The sequence below is a fragment of the Maribacter sp. R86514 genome, from assembly GCF_044597005.1.
Classification (GTDB): Bacteria; Bacteroidota; Bacteroidia; order Flavobacteriales; family Flavobacteriaceae; genus Maribacter.
The window spans coordinates 289,977-305,650 of sequence record NZ_CP138999.1; the positions used below are offsets into that span (position 1 = coordinate 289,977).

General features: G+C 33.3%; 18 protein-coding genes. 5 read left to right on the plus strand and 13 right to left on the minus strand.

Annotated features, from left to right (window positions below; translation table 11 throughout):
- Nucleotides 1-2 precede the first annotated feature (2 nt).
- The 4 genes from SJY30_RS01185 to SJY30_RS01200 all read right to left on the minus strand — a co-directional run bounded on the left by SJY30_RS01185 (nucleotide 3) and on the right by SJY30_RS01200 (nucleotide 3,990).
- Nucleotides 3-1,237 (minus strand): IS3 family transposase gene (locus SJY30_RS01185; protein WP_396633625.1). Its coding sequence is split into 2 segments (ribosomal slippage): nucleotides 3-901 and nucleotides 901-1,237, totalling 1,236 coding nucleotides; the frame shifts between segments, so codons are not numbered across the junction.
- Nucleotides 1,238-1,326: 89 nt separating this feature from the next.
- Nucleotides 1,327-1,545, minus strand: coding sequence for a putative signal transducing protein (locus SJY30_RS01190; RefSeq protein ID WP_396633802.1), 219 nt, complete (start codon nucleotides 1,543-1,545; stop codon nucleotides 1,327-1,329).
- Nucleotides 1,546-1,633: 88 nt separating this feature from the next.
- Nucleotides 1,634-2,893: an ATP-binding protein gene (locus SJY30_RS01195; protein WP_396633803.1), complete on the minus strand. Its 1,260-nt coding sequence runs from the start codon at nucleotides 2,891-2,893 to the stop codon at nucleotides 1,634-1,636.
- 383 nt (nucleotides 2,894-3,276) lie between these two features.
- On the minus strand, nucleotides 3,277-3,990 hold the full coding sequence (locus tag SJY30_RS01200) for a pirin family protein (RefSeq protein ID WP_396633804.1): 714 nt from the start codon (nucleotides 3,988-3,990) through the stop codon (nucleotides 3,277-3,279).
- A gap of 168 nt (nucleotides 3,991-4,158) precedes the next feature.
- Between SJY30_RS01200 and SJY30_RS01205 the strand changes: the two genes are divergently transcribed.
- Nucleotides 4,159-4,629, plus strand: a complete 471-nt coding sequence (locus SJY30_RS01205; RefSeq protein ID WP_396633805.1) for a hypothetical protein — start codon at nucleotides 4,159-4,161, stop codon at nucleotides 4,627-4,629.
- A 1-nt stretch (nucleotide 4,630) separates the two neighbouring features.
- On the opposite strand, the gene SJY30_RS01210 is transcribed toward SJY30_RS01205, so the two are convergent.
- Genes SJY30_RS01210 through SJY30_RS01235 form a run of 6 tightly spaced genes read right to left on the minus strand, consistent with a single transcriptional unit; the run spans nucleotide 4,631 to nucleotide 10,792 of the window.
- Nucleotides 4,631-5,965 carry a DUF58 domain-containing protein gene (locus SJY30_RS01210; protein WP_396633806.1) on the minus strand — a complete coding sequence of 445 codons (1,335 nt, stop codon included), beginning with the start codon at nucleotides 5,963-5,965 and terminating at the stop codon, nucleotides 4,631-4,633.
- Between the two features lie 5 nt (nucleotides 5,966-5,970).
- The gene (locus SJY30_RS01215; protein ID WP_396633807.1) at nucleotides 5,971-6,969 is read right to left on the minus strand and encodes an AAA family ATPase; all 999 of its coding nucleotides are present in this window, start codon (nucleotides 6,967-6,969) and stop codon (nucleotides 5,971-5,973) included.
- Nucleotides 6,959-8,146, minus strand: a complete 1,188-nt coding sequence (locus tag SJY30_RS01220; RefSeq protein WP_396633808.1) for a DUF4350 domain-containing protein — start codon at nucleotides 8,144-8,146, stop codon at nucleotides 6,959-6,961. The genes SJY30_RS01215 and SJY30_RS01220 overlap by 11 nt, the downstream gene beginning before the upstream one ends.
- A 34-nt stretch (nucleotides 8,147-8,180) precedes the next feature.
- On the minus strand, nucleotides 8,181-8,903 hold the full coding sequence (locus SJY30_RS01225) for a hypothetical protein (RefSeq protein WP_396633809.1): 723 nt from the start codon (nucleotides 8,901-8,903) through the stop codon (nucleotides 8,181-8,183).
- Nucleotide 8,904: 1 nt separating this feature from the next.
- The gene (locus tag SJY30_RS01230; protein ID WP_396633810.1) at nucleotides 8,905-9,843 is read right to left on the minus strand and encodes a hypothetical protein; all 939 of its coding nucleotides are present in this window, start codon (nucleotides 9,841-9,843) and stop codon (nucleotides 8,905-8,907) included.
- Nucleotides 9,806-10,792, minus strand: a complete 987-nt coding sequence (locus SJY30_RS01235) for a stage II sporulation protein M (RefSeq protein WP_396633811.1) — start codon at nucleotides 10,790-10,792, stop codon at nucleotides 9,806-9,808. Before SJY30_RS01235 ends, SJY30_RS01230 begins: the two co-directional genes overlap by 38 nt.
- Nucleotides 10,793-10,825: 33 nt before the next feature.
- On the opposite strand from SJY30_RS01235, the gene SJY30_RS01240 reads away from it, so the two are divergent.
- Both SJY30_RS01240 and SJY30_RS01245 read left to right on the plus strand, forming a co-directional pair.
- Nucleotides 10,826-11,551 carry an RDD family protein gene (locus SJY30_RS01240; protein ID WP_396633812.1) on the plus strand — a complete coding sequence of 242 codons (726 nt, stop codon included), beginning with the start codon at nucleotides 10,826-10,828 and terminating at the stop codon, nucleotides 11,549-11,551.
- Between the two features lie 3 nt (nucleotides 11,552-11,554).
- The gene (locus tag SJY30_RS01245; RefSeq protein ID WP_396633813.1) at nucleotides 11,555-12,166 is read left to right on the plus strand and encodes a trimeric intracellular cation channel family protein; all 612 of its coding nucleotides are present in this window, start codon (nucleotides 11,555-11,557) and stop codon (nucleotides 12,164-12,166) included.
- A gap of 120 nt (nucleotides 12,167-12,286) precedes the next feature.
- On the opposite strand, the gene SJY30_RS01250 is transcribed toward SJY30_RS01245, so the two are convergent.
- Nucleotides 12,287-13,006, minus strand: a complete 720-nt coding sequence (locus tag SJY30_RS01250; protein WP_396633814.1) for a peptidylprolyl isomerase — start codon at nucleotides 13,004-13,006, stop codon at nucleotides 12,287-12,289.
- Here SJY30_RS01250 and SJY30_RS01255 point away from each other — a divergent pair.
- Nucleotides 13,005-13,646, plus strand: coding sequence for an NUDIX hydrolase (locus SJY30_RS01255; RefSeq protein ID WP_396633815.1), 642 nt, complete (start codon nucleotides 13,005-13,007; stop codon nucleotides 13,644-13,646). The two genes, SJY30_RS01250 and SJY30_RS01255, sit on opposite strands and share 2 nt — an antisense overlap.
- Before the next feature lie 26 nt (nucleotides 13,647-13,672).
- Nucleotides 13,673-14,479, plus strand: coding sequence for a lysophospholipid acyltransferase family protein (locus tag SJY30_RS01260; RefSeq protein WP_396633816.1), 807 nt, complete (start codon nucleotides 13,673-13,675; stop codon nucleotides 14,477-14,479).
- Here the strand turns inward: SJY30_RS01260 and SJY30_RS01265 are convergent.
- Together SJY30_RS01265 and SJY30_RS01270 are read right to left on the minus strand one after the other, a co-directional pair.
- Entirely contained in the window at nucleotides 14,476-15,126 is a 651-nt protein-coding gene (locus SJY30_RS01265; RefSeq protein ID WP_396633817.1) for a hypothetical protein, read from the minus strand. The genes SJY30_RS01260 and SJY30_RS01265 overlap by 4 nt on opposite strands.
- 4 nt (nucleotides 15,127-15,130) lie before the next feature.
- On the minus strand, nucleotides 15,131-15,625 hold the full coding sequence (locus tag SJY30_RS01270; protein ID WP_036155776.1) for an RNA polymerase sigma factor: 495 nt from the start codon (nucleotides 15,623-15,625) through the stop codon (nucleotides 15,131-15,133).
- Between the last annotated feature and the right edge of the window lie 49 nt (nucleotides 15,626-15,674).

The window sequence follows — 15,674 nt, forward strand, 5'->3', positions numbered from 1 at the left end:
AATTAAATCAATCCTGCGAAGCTAGCTTCGCAGGATTTTTTGTTGTGTATAAAATTAGGTGTTTCATAATTAAGACTCAAGTGGGGTCTTTTGCTATTATACGTTTTTATAGATTCTTTGATAAGCTGTCTTAATTCTCTTGCTGTATTACATTTATGAATCAAGAACTCTGTTTTTAAAATACCATTTACACGTTCTGCTAAAGCATTTTGATAACAGTCGTATCCATCCGTCATTGATGGTATGACCTTAGATCTTTTTAGTTCTCTTTGGTATGTAGCAGAGCAGTATTGTAGACCTCTATCAGAATGGTGTATTAATCTGTTGGAAGTAACTCTATTCTTTACAGCCATTTTCATGGCTTTTACTACATTTTCCGTACTCATATCATCACTTAGATGATACCCCATGATCTTTCTGCTAAAAGCATCTGTAACTAGAGAGAGATAATGAGTTCTTTCTCTGCTTTTGATATAAGTTATGTCACTTACAAAATACTGTTCTGGTCTTGTAGCAACTGAACTTTTCATTAGATCAGGATACTTTCTTAGCCAATGTTTAGAATGAGTAGTTTTTGTATAGTTCTTTTTTGGTTTTATAAGCATTGATTCAGATCTGAGGTAATCGAAAAGTGCATCCCTACCTATCTTGACACCTACTATTTCAAACTCAGCCTTGAGCAGATAGTAGAGTTTTCGAGTACCAAGTCTGGGCATTTCTTGACGTATTTTTGAAACTAATGGTTTAATTTGAGCTAGTTCACGAGCTCTTTTATCAGCACGTTTTTCTGCTTGATAAACAGCTTGTCTACTTATCCCAAACAATCTACAGCAACGCGATAGGCTTAGCTCTTGTTGTTGTCGGACTCGTTGGATTGCTTGGGTGAATACTTTTTTCTGATAGAAGTACCATACTGCTGTTCAGAGATGTCGATCATCGTGTTAAGCACTTTGTTCTTGAGCTTCTCATCAGAGAGTTCTCGTTCCAAACGCTTAATTTTCTGAGCTGGAGTCTCTTTGGATTTTGGCATTTGATGCTTAATTGGGTTTGTCCAGTCTAAGGTACCGTGTTTACGCAACCAAACCAAAACAGTACTCCTGCCTTGAATACCATAAGCCTTTTGAGCTTGCTTGTAAGTCATCTCGCCCTTTTCTACTTGGGAGATGACGGCTAATTTAAAGCCTAAATTGTAATCGCGCTGAGTGCGCTTATTCCCTGGGTTCTCTGAAGGTTTCATAAATAAGTCGAATTTGTGTCAACTTATTTCAGGACGGGACAATATGTTTAATAAAAAAGCCTCCAAAATTGGAGGCTTTTTTATTAATCTTAGTTGATTTCAGTAATTATAGCCAAAGCTCTAACTTCTTCATCTTTATTCACAAATATTTCGACCAACTCAGGTAGTGGAGTGCCAAAACCTGCTAAGCGTGCAGATTCAGTTTCATCTTTAAGAATAGGTTCAATGTTATTTTCTTTTAATGCAAGTTCTACGCGATGTGCTGCAATGCTATTGCCACCGAATACTTTTATATAATTTGAGTCCATTGTAATTTGTTTTAGTTAATTGTTTTTTAAGATCATTCTATTTTTTGAAATGCGTAAATAGTTTCAAATTTGAATCTAATGATATATTTTAATTAACATTAATAGCCTGTTCTTGAATATCTTCTTGTTCTAATAAATTAGTGTTAATTGTAAAATAAAAGGTGCTACCTACATTTTCTTCTGACTCTACCCATATTTTACCTAAATGATGATCAATTATTTTCTTACTTCCGTAAAGCCCAATCCCTGAACCTTCGAATTTAGATTGATTATGTAGTTTATGAAACGCATTGAAAATATTTGCATGGTGCTCTTTTGGAATACCAATACCATTATCAGCAACACTAAAAAGAAATTCGTTCTCTCTTTTTTTGGATGCTATGGTTATAATAGGATCTTTGGTTTGTGGTCTAAATTTTAATGCATTGTGCAATAAGTTTTGAAATAGCATTCTTATATCATTTGGTCTCGCTGTAATTTTTGGTAGTTCACCAATATTTATAGTTGCATTTGTCTCTTTTATTTTTTCTGAAAGGTCATCTAGCACTAGTTGAACTATTTCTGAGGTATCAACGGTTTCCAACCCGCTAGAGTTTCCGATTTCGGCATATTTTAAAAGTCCTTCCACCAAGTTTGTCAGTCTCGTAGAGCTGCCTTGCAAATGTTTTAAATAACTACTAAAATTCGCATAATTAGCTATAGCATGTTGTTTTTCCAATTCTGTGGCAATAACATTGATGTTATTTAGTGGTCCCCTTAAATCATGGGTTACGATAAATGTAAATTCCTCAATATGAGTGTTTTTTAATTCAAGTTCATTGTTTAAAACGGCTAATTTACTGTTTTGAAGTTTTAAATCATTTTGAGCTTTTTTTAAATTTAACTCACTTTCTTTTAAAGCTTCAATATGATTTTCTAGATCTGTAGTGTATGTTCTGGTTTTATTTTGGTCATACATTCTAAAGGTTAGTGAAAGCCAACCTAAACAGGCCAAAAAAGCAAATATTTCATCAAAGGGTACATCAATAGTTCCTAAAATTGGTCCGTAAATAGAGATATAAACGGTAGGAATAATAAATGCTAGAATATCAAAAACAATTATCAGGTTTCTTAATCTAGGGTTTCTTCTAAAACCTATAAATGCTAAAAAACCCATAGTAGCAAATGCAACTGCCTGACCAAAAAAGCCTCCTATCAAAAATATTAAGGTCATAAACATCACCGGCGGAAACAACGTCATGTAAATTCTAGTTGCATGGTGAAGTTTTAAACGATTTAATAAGAACCCTATTCCGAAACCAATAGCAACGATACCTGCTAAAATCTGCTCGGTATATGAATGAAACATTAGCGTATATATAAACACTACAAAAGTGAAAATACTTGACACGATGGTTATAAGACCAAATTCGTCCAAAAAGTTTCTGCTTTTTTGACTGTTATTTTTTGAAGTCGTATTAAGTTTTGGCAAACTATTTAATTTAGTTTATAATGACGTTTTCAATTTTTAAGATTGATTTCTATTTATGTGTAGAAACTCACTTAAGAATCAATTATTCTATGATTTAAGTTAAATCTGATTTAAAAAAATATGAATAGTTGGGGGAGGTATTAATCACATCATATTTTACTTAAATATAATAAAGTAGCAGCGTTTATTACTAAAAAAGACACCTTTATTTAGTATCTATTAGTATATAAACATTTAGAAAGAAGATTCTAAAGTACCTTTTAAAAAGTCATAGGAACTTCCATGAGAAGTATTTTAGATTTTCTATTTATTTTGAAATCAAAAGTATCAGTTTCCCAAATTCCAAATCCGTCACGTTTATTTAATTTCTGATTTGTAATTTCTATTTCTCCATCTACTACAAAAATATATACTCCGTTTCCCTTCTTCTTAAAATCGTAAGAATCTGTTGTTCCAGATTCATAATCACCAAGATGAAACCAAGCATTTTGATGAATCCATACACCTGCATCATCGGCGTTAGGTGAAAGTACTTGATACAAGCTGTTCTTGGTAGCAATATCAGCAATAGAGATTTGGTCATAACGCGGGGTAACCTCTTCTTTATTTGGTATAATCCAAATCTGAAGGAACTTGACCTCTTGATCCTTGTTCTTGTTATACTCGCTATGTGAAATTCCCGTACCGGCACTCATTACTTGAACATCACCAGACTTTATAACAGTAGAATTACCCATATCATCCATATGTTGAAGATCACCTTCTAAAGGAATAGATATTATTTCCATATTTCTATGTGGGTGGGTTCCAAACCCGCGACCTGCAGCTACCGTATCATCATTTAATACACGTAATGCTCCAAAGTTCATTCGTTCTGGATTATAGTAATTTCCAAAACTAAAACTATGGTATGAGTTTAACCAACCGTGGTCTGCATGACCTCTGGTGTCAGATGTATGTATTATAGTTTTCATTTTCTTTATTTTTTTAGATAAATTTTTAGTCGTGATTTAGAGATAAAATATACTATGGTCTACTGCTTTAAAATTACAATGAAATACTTCGGTTTTTATTAATGCCTTTTGTTGGCAAACATACTTTTCTTTAAATAAAAACGTTATTCACAAAAATCCCCTCGTTAAATGAAATACGTAATTAGTTTAATTTTAGTATTCTTTTTTTATAGTTCTTACGCCCAAACAAGCGCTGATGCTGCCAAACATTTAGGTGCAGGTATAGTGATTGGTGGAGTAGGCGGATACGCAGCTAACAAGCTTTCTAATGGAAATACAGTTTGGCGATGGACAGGAGCGGTTGGCGGTGCTTTTGCTGCAGGTCTGGCAAAAGAGGCTATCTATGATTCTTCAAGAGGAGCAGATTGGGAAACAAGAGATGTTGTATTTACCACGTTAGGGGGAGTAATATCTGCTTTGGCTTTGGAAGTTTTTACTGGGAGCGGAAGTAATGGTAGAGGAAGTTATAGAAGAGGCAAAAGTTGTGGTTGCCTAGTTGCACAGATAGACCATACTAATCAAATTCAGTTACCCGTATTCGTAGAAAACGGAACTGGTGATATTTCTTCAGAATTGCAGGCTGCTTATCTTCTTCGGTAGACTATAAAAGTCCCTTCGCTTTTATTTCTAAATATTTATTAATTGTATTAATGGTTAAATCCTCAGGTTTAGTTAAAATAGTCTGTATACCATACTTTTTTAGTTCATTTACTACTAATTGTTTTTCGTAGATAAATTTCTCTGCAATAGCCTGTTCGTAAACTTCAAGAGTACTATTTGGTTTCTCTTGTGCAAAAGAAAATAACTCTGTATTCTCAAAGAAAATGACCACCAATAAATGTTGTTTGGCTATTGCTTGTAAATAAGGTAATTGACGATGTAAAGCATCTAAGGTTTCAAAATTAGTGTATAATAATAGCAGGCTTCTTTGAGGTAAATGTCTTTTTGTATCAATATACAATCTACTAAAATCGCTCTCAACAAAATTGGTCTCCAGATTATATAGTGTTTCTAAAATAAGGTTCATTTGAGAACTTCTACGTTCGGCAACAACCCTGTTTTCAATTTTATTACTAAAAGCGAACGTACCCGCTTTATCATTCTTTTTAAGTGCAATATTGCTTATGACCAAAGTGGCGTTGATGGCATAATCTAATAAGCTAAGGGACTTAAAAGGCATTTTCATTACCCTACCTTTGTCTATAATAGAATAAATAGGTTGCGATTTTTCGTCTTGAAATTGGTTGACCATTAACTGACCTCTTTTTGCCGTTGCCTTCCAATTTATATTACGAATATCATCACCTTGTATGTAATCTTTAATTTGTTCAAACTCCATCGTATGGCCAATACGTCGAATTTTTTTAATTCCGAATTCAAATAAGCGATTGCTAAAAGCTAAAAGGTCATATTTACGAAGTTGTAAAAAGGATGGATAAACAGGTACTTCTTTATCTTGGTCAAATGTATATTTCTTAGCCAAAAACCCAATGGGGGATGTAGCGAATACGTTTAAATTTCCAAAACTATAAACTCCTCGTTCAACAGGTCTTACATTATAATTATAAAACTTTTGTTCTCCTGATTTTAATACGCTATGAAAATTAAAATCGCGTTTTTGAAATTGGAAAGGAAGTTCATCTATGATGTTTACATGGCTTGTAAATAGGTATTGATTAGTAACCTTGATTTTGATTTTATTTTCATCACCATTAGAAAGTTTGTCAGGTACAATTCTATCGGCAATTATGGTTCCTTTAGATAAAAATAAAAGGATAATGTCTACAATTGTAAGGGCTAAAAATAGATAAAAGAGAAGCTTGGCTACAAAAGATACATTTTCAAAAATATAGGATATTAAAAAGCACAAGATGATTACTGTCAAAGCCAGAAAGAATCTTTTTTGAAGAAATATATTTTTGAAAACCTTTTTCACGATGATTATCTTGGAATTTCTATAGTTTGAATAAGGTCGCTAATCATCTTCTCAGCAGTATAGCCTTCCATTTCCCTTTCAGGGGTCAAGATAATTCTATGACCTAGAATAGGACCTACTACTTTTTTAATATCATCGGGAGTAATAAAATCTCTTCCGTTAATGGCTGCAACGGCTTTAGAAGCATCTAAAATTGCTATTGAAGCTCTTGGCGATGCACCTAAATATAAATTAGCATTTGTTCTAGTATTGTTCACGATAGCGGCAATATACTTGAGTAAGTTATCTTCAACGATAATATCTTTTATCACTAATTGATAAGCTGCGATCTGTTCGGCTGAAAGAACGGAATCTATTAGTGCTTCAACGTTCTTATTTTTCTGTTGGTGTTTGTTTTCAAGTATCTGTATTTCTTCTTCTAAAGTTGGGTAGTGTACATTTATCTTAAATAGAAAACGGTCTAATTGAGCTTCTGGCAGTCTATATGTGCCTTCTTGCTCAACAGGGTTTTGTGTTGCGAATACCAAAAATGGAGGCTGCATTTCAAATTCATTTCCATCAATAGTAATCTGTCGTTCCGCCATAGCTTCAAAAAGAGCGGCTTGGGTTTTGGCAGGTGCACGGTTTATCTCATCAATTAGAATAATATTAGAGAAAATTGGACCTTTTTTAAATTCAAATTCCGAGGTTTTTACATTAAAAATGGAAGTACCTATAATATCACTTGGCATTAAATCTGGCGTAAACTGAATTCTACTAAAATCTACGTTCATTGTTTTTGCCAAAAGCTTTGCGGTCACTGTTTTGGCAACACCAGGTACGCCTTCAATAAGTGAATGCCCATTTGCCAAAATAGAAACAATCAGTAACTCGATCATATCTTGTTGACCTATAATTACTTTTCCTAATTCAGATTTAACCTTGGCTACAGATTCTTGTAATTTAGAGAGATCAATGCGCGAATTAAATTCTACGTTGTTTTCATCCTGTGTATTATCTTCCATAAGATTGTTTAAATGTATTTATTTTCTGAACTAGGGTTAAAGAATCCTGTTCAGTATGTACCGTTTTGTTTTTTAGATTAAGTATGAGTTCAATTAAAGCTTTTGTTTCTTCTATAGATTTACCTGCTTTAGCACTTAATTGGGTTATTAGATTCTCATCTAAAACTGAAGTGTTTAGGTAGTACTTATTTCTAATGTGCGTTAAAAAATAAGTTATCTTTTTATGGTTCAAATTAGTATAATCCCTATGTTGATAATATAGTGATCCCACAGTTTTTGCAAATTCTACAGAAGAGTTTTCTAAAGGTTTAATAATAGGTATGATTCGCTGTTCTCTTTTTGCTTTAAATATTACAAAAAGCAGCAGACCTATGACAAGTAAGTAATAACTCCATTTTAATGCAGGCTGGTTCAATATAAACCGCATAGGTGAAGTAATAACTTTTCTGCCAGATTTCTTGTAATCGTCCCAATACAAAAGTTCGTCGTTTAGGTAGGAAAAACTTTGAACACTGTAGTTACTATTATCACCCAAAACGTAATAGTTGGTATAGGCAACTGGTAAGGTATTTATCAAGAAATTTCCTTTGCCAAAAGTTGTTTTGATAAAGTTGGGTCTAACTTTAATTTCATCTACGTTATTTTCTAAAAAGGTAGAAGACTTAAACTGTAGGTGTCCTAGAATTTCTGTTTTTAAGGTATCTACACTTGCAAAATAACTTGGGTCAACACCTCTTGTAAAATAGAAATGTTCTTGTTCAAAATTTTGATTGGTAAACGAAGCTTTTACAGAATCTTCTTGAATGTCATATTGTTGTCTGATTTCAATATTTAATGTATCAGCTAATTGACCTGTAAGATTGTTGCTAGCTATAAAAACTTGATTGCCGTCAGCTACATATTTTAAAACTTGATTAGTCTCTTGCTCATCTAAATAGACAAAATCATTGATGATTAAATAGTTGGAGCGTATGGAGCTATCTCGTTGAATTAGAATATCGTACATGCTATTTTCGACAGATTCAATTTCGTTGTTCGAAAATATGTTTGGTAGTTCGTTAAACAGAACAAAACAGCCAAACGGAATTTTAGAAACCGATGTGTAAGACGGTCTCCAATTGATGGGTCTAGGACGCACAATTTCTGTCACGATGATACCAATTAGCACCGCAATCAAAAGCCCAAGTATTATTTTAGAACGCTTACCCAAGTTATGTTTGAATTTGTTTGTTGATCGATTCAAAATCCAAAACCGATTTCGTGTATTTAATATTATCTATAGTTTGTTCACCATACCATATGTGATCATATAGGTAGGCTATTTGTTTGAACCCTTTTTGTATTTCAGGTGGTTTTATTTCAGAAAGGTAGTCAGAGTTTGTTTTGTCAAAATGCCATTCTATAATATCACTTTTAGATAACTTTTGTAATGTAAGTAGGAACTGGTAGCGTATAGCCAGTCTATAATCCTTACTCTCAATTGCCTTGGTCAGTAACTTATTAATGTCAATACCCTCTATATGTTCTTCTGTTAAGTTGATGTCGTTAATGGTCTTTACTTTTTTCTGAAAAAGTGAATTAAAATTTTCGTTGATCAGCACCTTAACGATGAGGTAAATAGCAAGAATTACCAGTAAAAAATAAATGAGATATTCAATGATTTGTAATACTTGCGGTGAAATGTTAATACCAAAAATATTACTCAATCCTTGTCCCACCCAATTTATGAATCGCGCCAGCAAGTTTTGAGATTCTCCTGTTTTAAATGTATAATTAAACTCATCACCAGTATATTTTCTTGACAAATCTTTTTCATTGGTCCTAATGTTCAATATTGACGAAGAATCAATTTTTATGATACTATCATTTGTACCCTGGGCAAAAGTGCAGAGAATGGTTACTTGGAAGAATGTGATAAGAAAAATATACTTCAATTTAATCGTTTTGACCTATTTGTTCTATGGTAGCTCTAGTATTTTCGTTGTATATTTTTTCATAGAGGGCATAATATAAGACACCATTTACAAATTGACTAAGGCATTGACCGTACACCGCAATTATTAGTACAATACACGTGCCTAAGGTGTATACAATTGTAGAAACTATGGAATGTGAATAGTCTACGTTATTTTCAACAACATGAAAGGTATAGATACCTATGATAATGCCAGGTACTATTAAAGCGATCATTAGTAAAATACCTAATAAGAGACCTAAGATAAAGTTGACACCTACAGATTTCCAGAAGTTAGTGGTTACTAATTTCCAACCTTCACCTAAAGCTTCTGTTACTCCTTTTTTCTTTTGTAACATGTCAAAAAAAGAAACACCTACCCATGCGGTTAAAAAGAATTGAACTATATATTGCCCAATAAACCCCACAATTGGGATAATAGCCAAAATAATGGCGGCAATGAGAAACACAAAATAAATAGGAATAAGTAATAATACGAATAAAAAGATATTTCCAAATTGACTCTTTGCCAGTTGCCAAACCACTTTTTTATCAACGTTTTTATCTCTAGTCTCAACGTATTTAATCATGTAACTAGTAGATAACGAATAGTTCAAGAAAGCGACACCTAAAAAAATAATGACGAATAAAAAGCCGCCAATGCCTAAGTAGATAAAATAGTCTTGTTCAAACTCTGTACCGTTGGCAAATGAATTACTGCTAGATTCTTGTGCGATCATCCCTAAAAAGCCAGATACCAATAAGTAACTAGTAATTAATAGACCTATTAAAAAAACACCATTGTAGTTTATAAAAACATTGGTAAAGTTTTTAATATTCTGTTTAAAAAAGTCGAAATAAACGGATACGATTCCGCCAAAATCACGGTTTACCCGTAACGGTATGTAATTGTCTTTCATGTTGGTTGTTGAGTATAATCGGGTATGCGATATAATAAAATATGATTAAGAATAAAGACGCGCCTATAATAAGAAATGCCAACCAATTTGGCATACCTGTATATCGTGTAATAAAACCTTCAATAAAGCCGGCAATGATAAAAAACGGAATAGTGCTGACAACAACTTTTAGTCCATCTTTTGCACCTTTCATAAAGGAAACACGTCTAGAGTACGTTTTAGGAAATAGTATGCTATTGCCCATTATTAAGCCAGCGCACCCCGCAATGATAATAACTGAAATTTCTATGATACCATGTAGCCATATTTGCTTATTCGCTTCAAAGAAAACCCCTTTTGTATAAAAGAAGGTGATGAATGCACCAAGCATTACTCCGTTACTGAAAAGAATATAGCCAGTGCCTATACTGGTTATTACTCCAAAAGCAAATGCAAGAAATGCAACTCTTATATTGTTGATAGTAATACCTAAAAATGAGCCAATTTCACTACCACCTTTATAGATGGCGGCAGGATCGCCGTTAGCAATATTATTTAGGGTTTCGTTTACGTATGCATCACCTAAAATTAAACGAACAAAGGTAGAATCGTTCAAAGCAGATAATGAACCAATGGCAGAAGCTATTATAAATATTATGAAAGCGATACCTAATGTGTAATGATATTGCTTGAAAAAAAGTGGGAATTCATAAAGCCAAAAGCTAAGAATTCGGTTTTTGCTTTCTTTTTTATTCTTATATATTTTTTGATGAGCCTGAGAAGCTAATTCGTTTAAATACAATAAAGTCTTACTTTCTGCGTAATACGTTTGCGCGTAGGCTAAATCATTTGTTAGTTGAATGTAGCCATTGACAAGTTCATCTGGGTTAGAAGCAGCACCAAGGTTGATAGCTTTTTCGAATGCTATCCATTTTTCCTTATTTTGCTTTACAAAAGCAGCTTCGCGCATAAACTATATTTACCTTGTTAAATTTAAGACTTAATGAATAACCTTCAAATCAATACAACGCAAAATGTTAACCTTAATTATACTATTGTTGGTATTGGTGAACGAATTGTGGCATTTTTTATAGATGCATTTATATTATATCTCTATTATATTCTGGTCGATTTTATTGGCGATGCAGTGGGTTATGTTTATAATGATGGATGGACACAGAGAGGTATTGTGGGCTTAATTTCTTTACCAGCAATGTTTTACAGTTTATTGATGCATATTATATTTAATGGAAGAACTGTTGGTAAAATGATTATGAAGATGCGGGTAGTCTCAGTTGATGGTTCGCCGGTAAACTGGAGCAATTATTTAATTCGTTGGATGCTTCGTTTGGTAGATATTTGGATTTTTGTAGGCTCTATAGGTATACTTTCTATTTTATTTTCAGAAAAAAGACAACGCTTGGGTGATGCCGCAGCTGGTACTGTGGTGATAAGTACTAAGAACAAAACAAAAGTTTCTCATACCATTTTAGAAGAAGTAGAAGATACGTATGTGCCCACATTTGTTAACGTTACCATGTTGACCGATAAAGATGTAAGACTGATCAAAGAAACCTTTGGTATAGCTAAAAAAAGTAATGATTTTAAAACACTTAAAGCACTTAGAGATAAAGTAGATAGTATATTGCAGAACAATTCAGAATTGTATGATGTTCAATATTTGGATACCGTGCTAAAAGATTATAATTACTTTACCCAAAAGATATAATCAATGTTTTATGCTATCATTGATATTTTAGGAACTATCGCATTTGCCATATCAGGAGTTTTGGTTGCTATGGATAAAAAGCTAGATGCATTTGGTGTCTTTATCATTGCATTTGTAACAGCCGTTGGTGGAGGCACTTTGCGTGATCTATTAATTGGTATTAGACCTGTTGGTTGGTTGAACGCACCTATGCATTTGTTGATTATTGTAGTTACCGTTCTGTTGGCGGTTATTTTTGTAAAGCAATTGAAATATATTAGAAAGTCACTATTTCTTTTTGATACTATAGGTATCGGACTGTACACCATGGTGGGTATTGAAAAAGGTTTAGCCGCGGATTTACCAATTGTAATGTGTATAGCTTTAGGTACGATCACAGCTTGTTTTGGTGGGGTAATTAGAGATATTCTATGTAATGAAATACCGGTAATATTTAGAAAGGAAATTTATGCAACGGTATGTATTTTGGGCGGATTGGTATATTTTCTTTTAATTCAATTTCCAATACAAAATACCATAGCCTATTCTATGGCAATTGTAACTATTATCATTATGAGGATATTGGCGGTACGTTTTAAAATTTCGCTCCCAAATATATATCACAAAGAAATATAGGTTTTTTTAAAATATTTGGCGAAGCCAAATAATGGTGCTTCAACGAACAACGAACAACGAACAACGAACAACGAACAACGAACAACGAACAACGAACAACGAACAACGAACAACAAACTACTACTCTAAGATTTCGGCTTTTTCAATGTAAATGTTCTGTAAAGGCCAATCACCTTTTTCAACCGGTACATTATTAATTTTATCAACTACGTCCATACCTTCTATAACTCTACCAAAAGGAGTGTACTCGTCATCTAAATGATAAGATCCAGGGTCGGTTACCACTATAAAAAATTCAAAAGGGCTGGCCAACATATGAGGGTTGTCCATTTCGCTACTAGGCATAGAAACAGTACCTCTATGATGTTTATGACCTTTTCGGGTGTCAGGTGGTAATAAATATCTTCCTAAATCATTTCTTTTCTTTCCGGTTCGTTCATCATCGGAATTTCCACCCTGAATAATGAAATTTTTCACAACTCTATGAAATTGAGTGTAATCAAAATAACCTTTTTCGGTCAGATAAATGAAATTTGCCCTATGATAGGGCACGTTCTCAAATAATTCTATGGTAAAGCTACCTAGGTTTGTAGTGATTTTAACCTTATTCGATTTTAAAGTTTTTTCGTAGTTGAAAAAGAAATCTATAGCATTGTCTTCGGTCAGTTCAAAAGCTTCTTCTTGCTTCTCTATTATAACTTCTTTTTCTGTAATTTTAGTAGAGTCTAATGCAGTCGATGATTTAGAAGTTGTATTGTCAATCTTCTTAGGGGTATCTTTGCAGCTATTAAAAGCTACAATAGCAACGAAAAGGAATATATTGAATTTAAGTGAACGCATGGATTTCAATTTTTTTGAACAACGAATATCAAAAATAAAGGATCTACCGCTACCGGGAGAAGCTTCACAGTACAAAATGGCACCAGAAAGTCGTATTGAAGATTTGCAGCGAATTAACCTTTCAAAGAAGAATCCAAGAAAGGCGGCAGTTATGGCATTGTTTTATCCAACGGTAAATCAAAATACCAATCTTCTGTTGATATTGAGAAAAACGTATGAGGGCGTTCATTCTAATCAAGTAGGTTTTCCGGGCGGTAAAGCGGAAAAGACTGATGATGGTTTGTTGAACACCGCACTACGGGAAACCTTTGAAGAAGTAGGGGTTGAGCCAAATGACGTTACTTTGGTGAAAGAAATTTCAGAAATTTTTATACCGCCAAGTAATTTTATCGTGCAGCCATATATAGGGCTTTATAAAGAGCCCAAACCCTTTGTCAAACAAGAAACTGAGGTAGAGTCAATTCTAGAAGTTCCAATACTCGATTTCTTAGATGAAGCAAAAGTGGTCTCTAAAAAAATAACTACATCTTATGCTGTAGATATTGAAGTACCTGCCTTTAAATTAAACGGTTATATTGTTTGGGGTGCTACTGCAATGATGTTGAACGAGATTAAAGAGTTATTAAAACAAGTGTTGTAAGGCATATTTATTTATTTTAGCATTCTATGGGATTATTTGATAAAAACCCTTTTGGGCATAACTTATATATAAAAAAATGGCTAATTCGTATTTTGGCCTTACTGTCGCATCAGCGCTATAAGGGTTTTAATACGTTAGAAATCGAAGGCTCTGATATAATTAGAAATTTACCTGATAGAAATGTACTATTCGTAAGTAACCATCAAACATACTTTGCTGATGTTGTAGCTATGTTTCATGTATTCAATGCCAGTTTAAGCGGTAGGGAAGATTCTATTAAAAATTTAGGTTATATATGGCAACCCAAATTGAATATGTATTATGTCGCGGCTGCCGAGACCATGAGTAAAAGTCTATTGACCAAAATTATGGCATATGCAGGGTCTGTCAGTGTAGAGAGAACTTGGCGTTCAGAAGGGAAAGATGTAAAGAGACAGGTGAAAATGAGCGACATCTCTAGTATTGGTAAAGCTTTAAACGATGGTTGGGTAATCACATTTCCTCAAGGTACGACAACACCTTGGAAACCACTAAGAAAAGGTACGGCACATATTATCAAAAAATACAAACCTGTTGTAGTGCCGGTGGTTATAGACGGTTTCAGGCGTTCTTTTGACAAGAAAGGATTACGGGTTAAGAAAAAAGGAATACTCCAATCTTTAGTCATTAAAGAACCCTTACAGATCGATTATCAGAATGAATCTTCTGAGTCCATAATAGAGAAACTAGAATATGCCATTGAGCAGCACCCTTCATTTTTAAAGGTGATTTCTAAAAAAGAATTATTAGCGGTCGAAGAAGAAAATAAACAGCGTAAATGGCGACAGTCTTAAACTGCTAAATGTTTTAGTTCACTGTAGTTGTTCTTCAGTTTTCTAAGTAATAGACCATAAAGTAAAAAGTAGATTCCACCAACTGCTAGGGTTAAGATAATACCAAAAATACCTATAGAGAGCATAATGGTAATTTTTAGCTTTTCTGCAGATATGTTTTCTAGACTATCTTTTAGTTCAGGGAAAGCTGAGATGATATTATCGTTCAGATAAACGCCTATGATCATTACGATTATTGTAACCATAATCATAGACAAAGAAAAGATAACATAGTGTTTAACGGTTTTTCTGGTCTTTATTATTTTCTTCATCAGGTTTTTAGAATTATCTAAAACTGAGATTTCCTTAAATCTTTTATAGAATTGGAAGATGAAGTAAAATGCTATCAAATAGGTTAAACCAGATAATACTTTTAAATATTTTGCAATACCTATATTTTCATAAATTTCCATTCCATCTTTATAAGAAGGTAAAAGATACAGAAGTTGGGGTAGTGTAAATTCTAGTACGCTTATAATAAGTATCCATTTAACGATAGAGGAAGATTTCTTCCATATCATTTTATGTATTTCATCATAGCTCAATTTAGGAACGTTAAATTCCTTTTTCTGCCAGTCTTTTTTCAATAATTCCAGTTCGTCCGTCATACTCTTATGGGTTCAAAATGGTTCTTAATTTTGTTTTGATACGATTCATCTTCACTCGTGCATTTACTTCGGTAATACCCAAAGTTTCTGAGATTTCAGTATAATTTTTATCCTCCAGATATAAAAAAACCAATGCTTTGTCAACATCGTTCAATTGCTTTACCGCTTTGTACATAAGCTTTAATTGCAATTCTTCGGTTTCATCATACTCATCTGCCTTGATTTTAAAAATTATAGACTCATAATCGGCGGTATCAATTCTTCTCTTATTTTTTCGGTATAAAGTGATGGCGGTATTCAATGCCACACGATACATCCATGTACTAAACTTTGCATCGCCTCTAAATTTAGGGTATGCTTTCCATAATTGAATAGTGATTTCTTGAAACAGATCATTGTGAGAGTCGCGGTCATTTGTGTACAGTGTACAGACTTTATGGACAATATTTTGATTGTCCTGTAGCTCGGTCACAAATTTGTGTTCAAGGTCTTTCTTCACTATTGGTTGGTTGTTGTTAGCATGTTAGTCTAACAAAAGTTTTATTTGT

What these genes read in the sequence shown, in the direction of transcription:
- SJY30_RS01200 (WP_396633804.1), bottom strand. Translation starts at nt 3,990, where the DNA reads ATGAAAACTATAATACATACATCTGACACCAGAGGTCATGCAGACCAC.
- SJY30_RS01205 (WP_396633805.1), top strand. Translation starts at nt 4,159, where the DNA reads ATGAAATACGTAATTAGTTTAATTTTAGTATTCTTTTTTTATAGTTCT.
- SJY30_RS01190 (WP_396633802.1), bottom strand. Translation starts at nt 1,545, where the DNA reads ATGGACTCAAATTATATAAAAGTATTCGGTGGCAATAGCATTGCAGCA.
- SJY30_RS01250 (WP_396633814.1), bottom strand. Translation starts at nt 13,006, where the DNA reads ATGCGTTCACTTAAATTCAATATATTCCTTTTCGTTGCTATTGTAGCT.
- SJY30_RS01215 (WP_396633807.1), bottom strand. Translation starts at nt 6,969, where the DNA reads ATGGAAGATAATACACAGGATGAAAACAACGTAGAATTTAATTCGCGC.
- SJY30_RS01245 (WP_396633813.1), top strand. Translation starts at nt 11,555, where the DNA reads ATGTTTTATGCTATCATTGATATTTTAGGAACTATCGCATTTGCCATA.
- SJY30_RS01265 (WP_396633817.1), bottom strand. Translation starts at nt 15,126, where the DNA reads ATGACGGACGAACTGGAATTATTGAAAAAAGACTGGCAGAAAAAGGAA.
- SJY30_RS01235 (WP_396633811.1), bottom strand. Translation starts at nt 10,792, where the DNA reads ATGCGCGAAGCTGCTTTTGTAAAGCAAAATAAGGAAAAATGGATAGCA.
- SJY30_RS01240 (WP_396633812.1), top strand. Translation starts at nt 10,826, where the DNA reads ATGAATAACCTTCAAATCAATACAACGCAAAATGTTAACCTTAATTAT.
- SJY30_RS01195 (WP_396633803.1), bottom strand. Translation starts at nt 2,893, where the DNA reads ATGTTTCATTCATATACCGAGCAGATTTTAGCAGGTATCGTTGCTATT.
- SJY30_RS01230 (WP_396633810.1), bottom strand. Translation starts at nt 9,843, where the DNA reads ATGAAAGACAATTACATACCGTTACGGGTAAACCGTGATTTTGGCGGA.
- SJY30_RS01260 (WP_396633816.1), top strand. Translation starts at nt 13,673, where the DNA reads ATGGGATTATTTGATAAAAACCCTTTTGGGCATAACTTATATATAAAA.
- SJY30_RS01255 (WP_396633815.1), top strand. Translation starts at nt 13,005, where the DNA reads ATGGATTTCAATTTTTTTGAACAACGAATATCAAAAATAAAGGATCTA.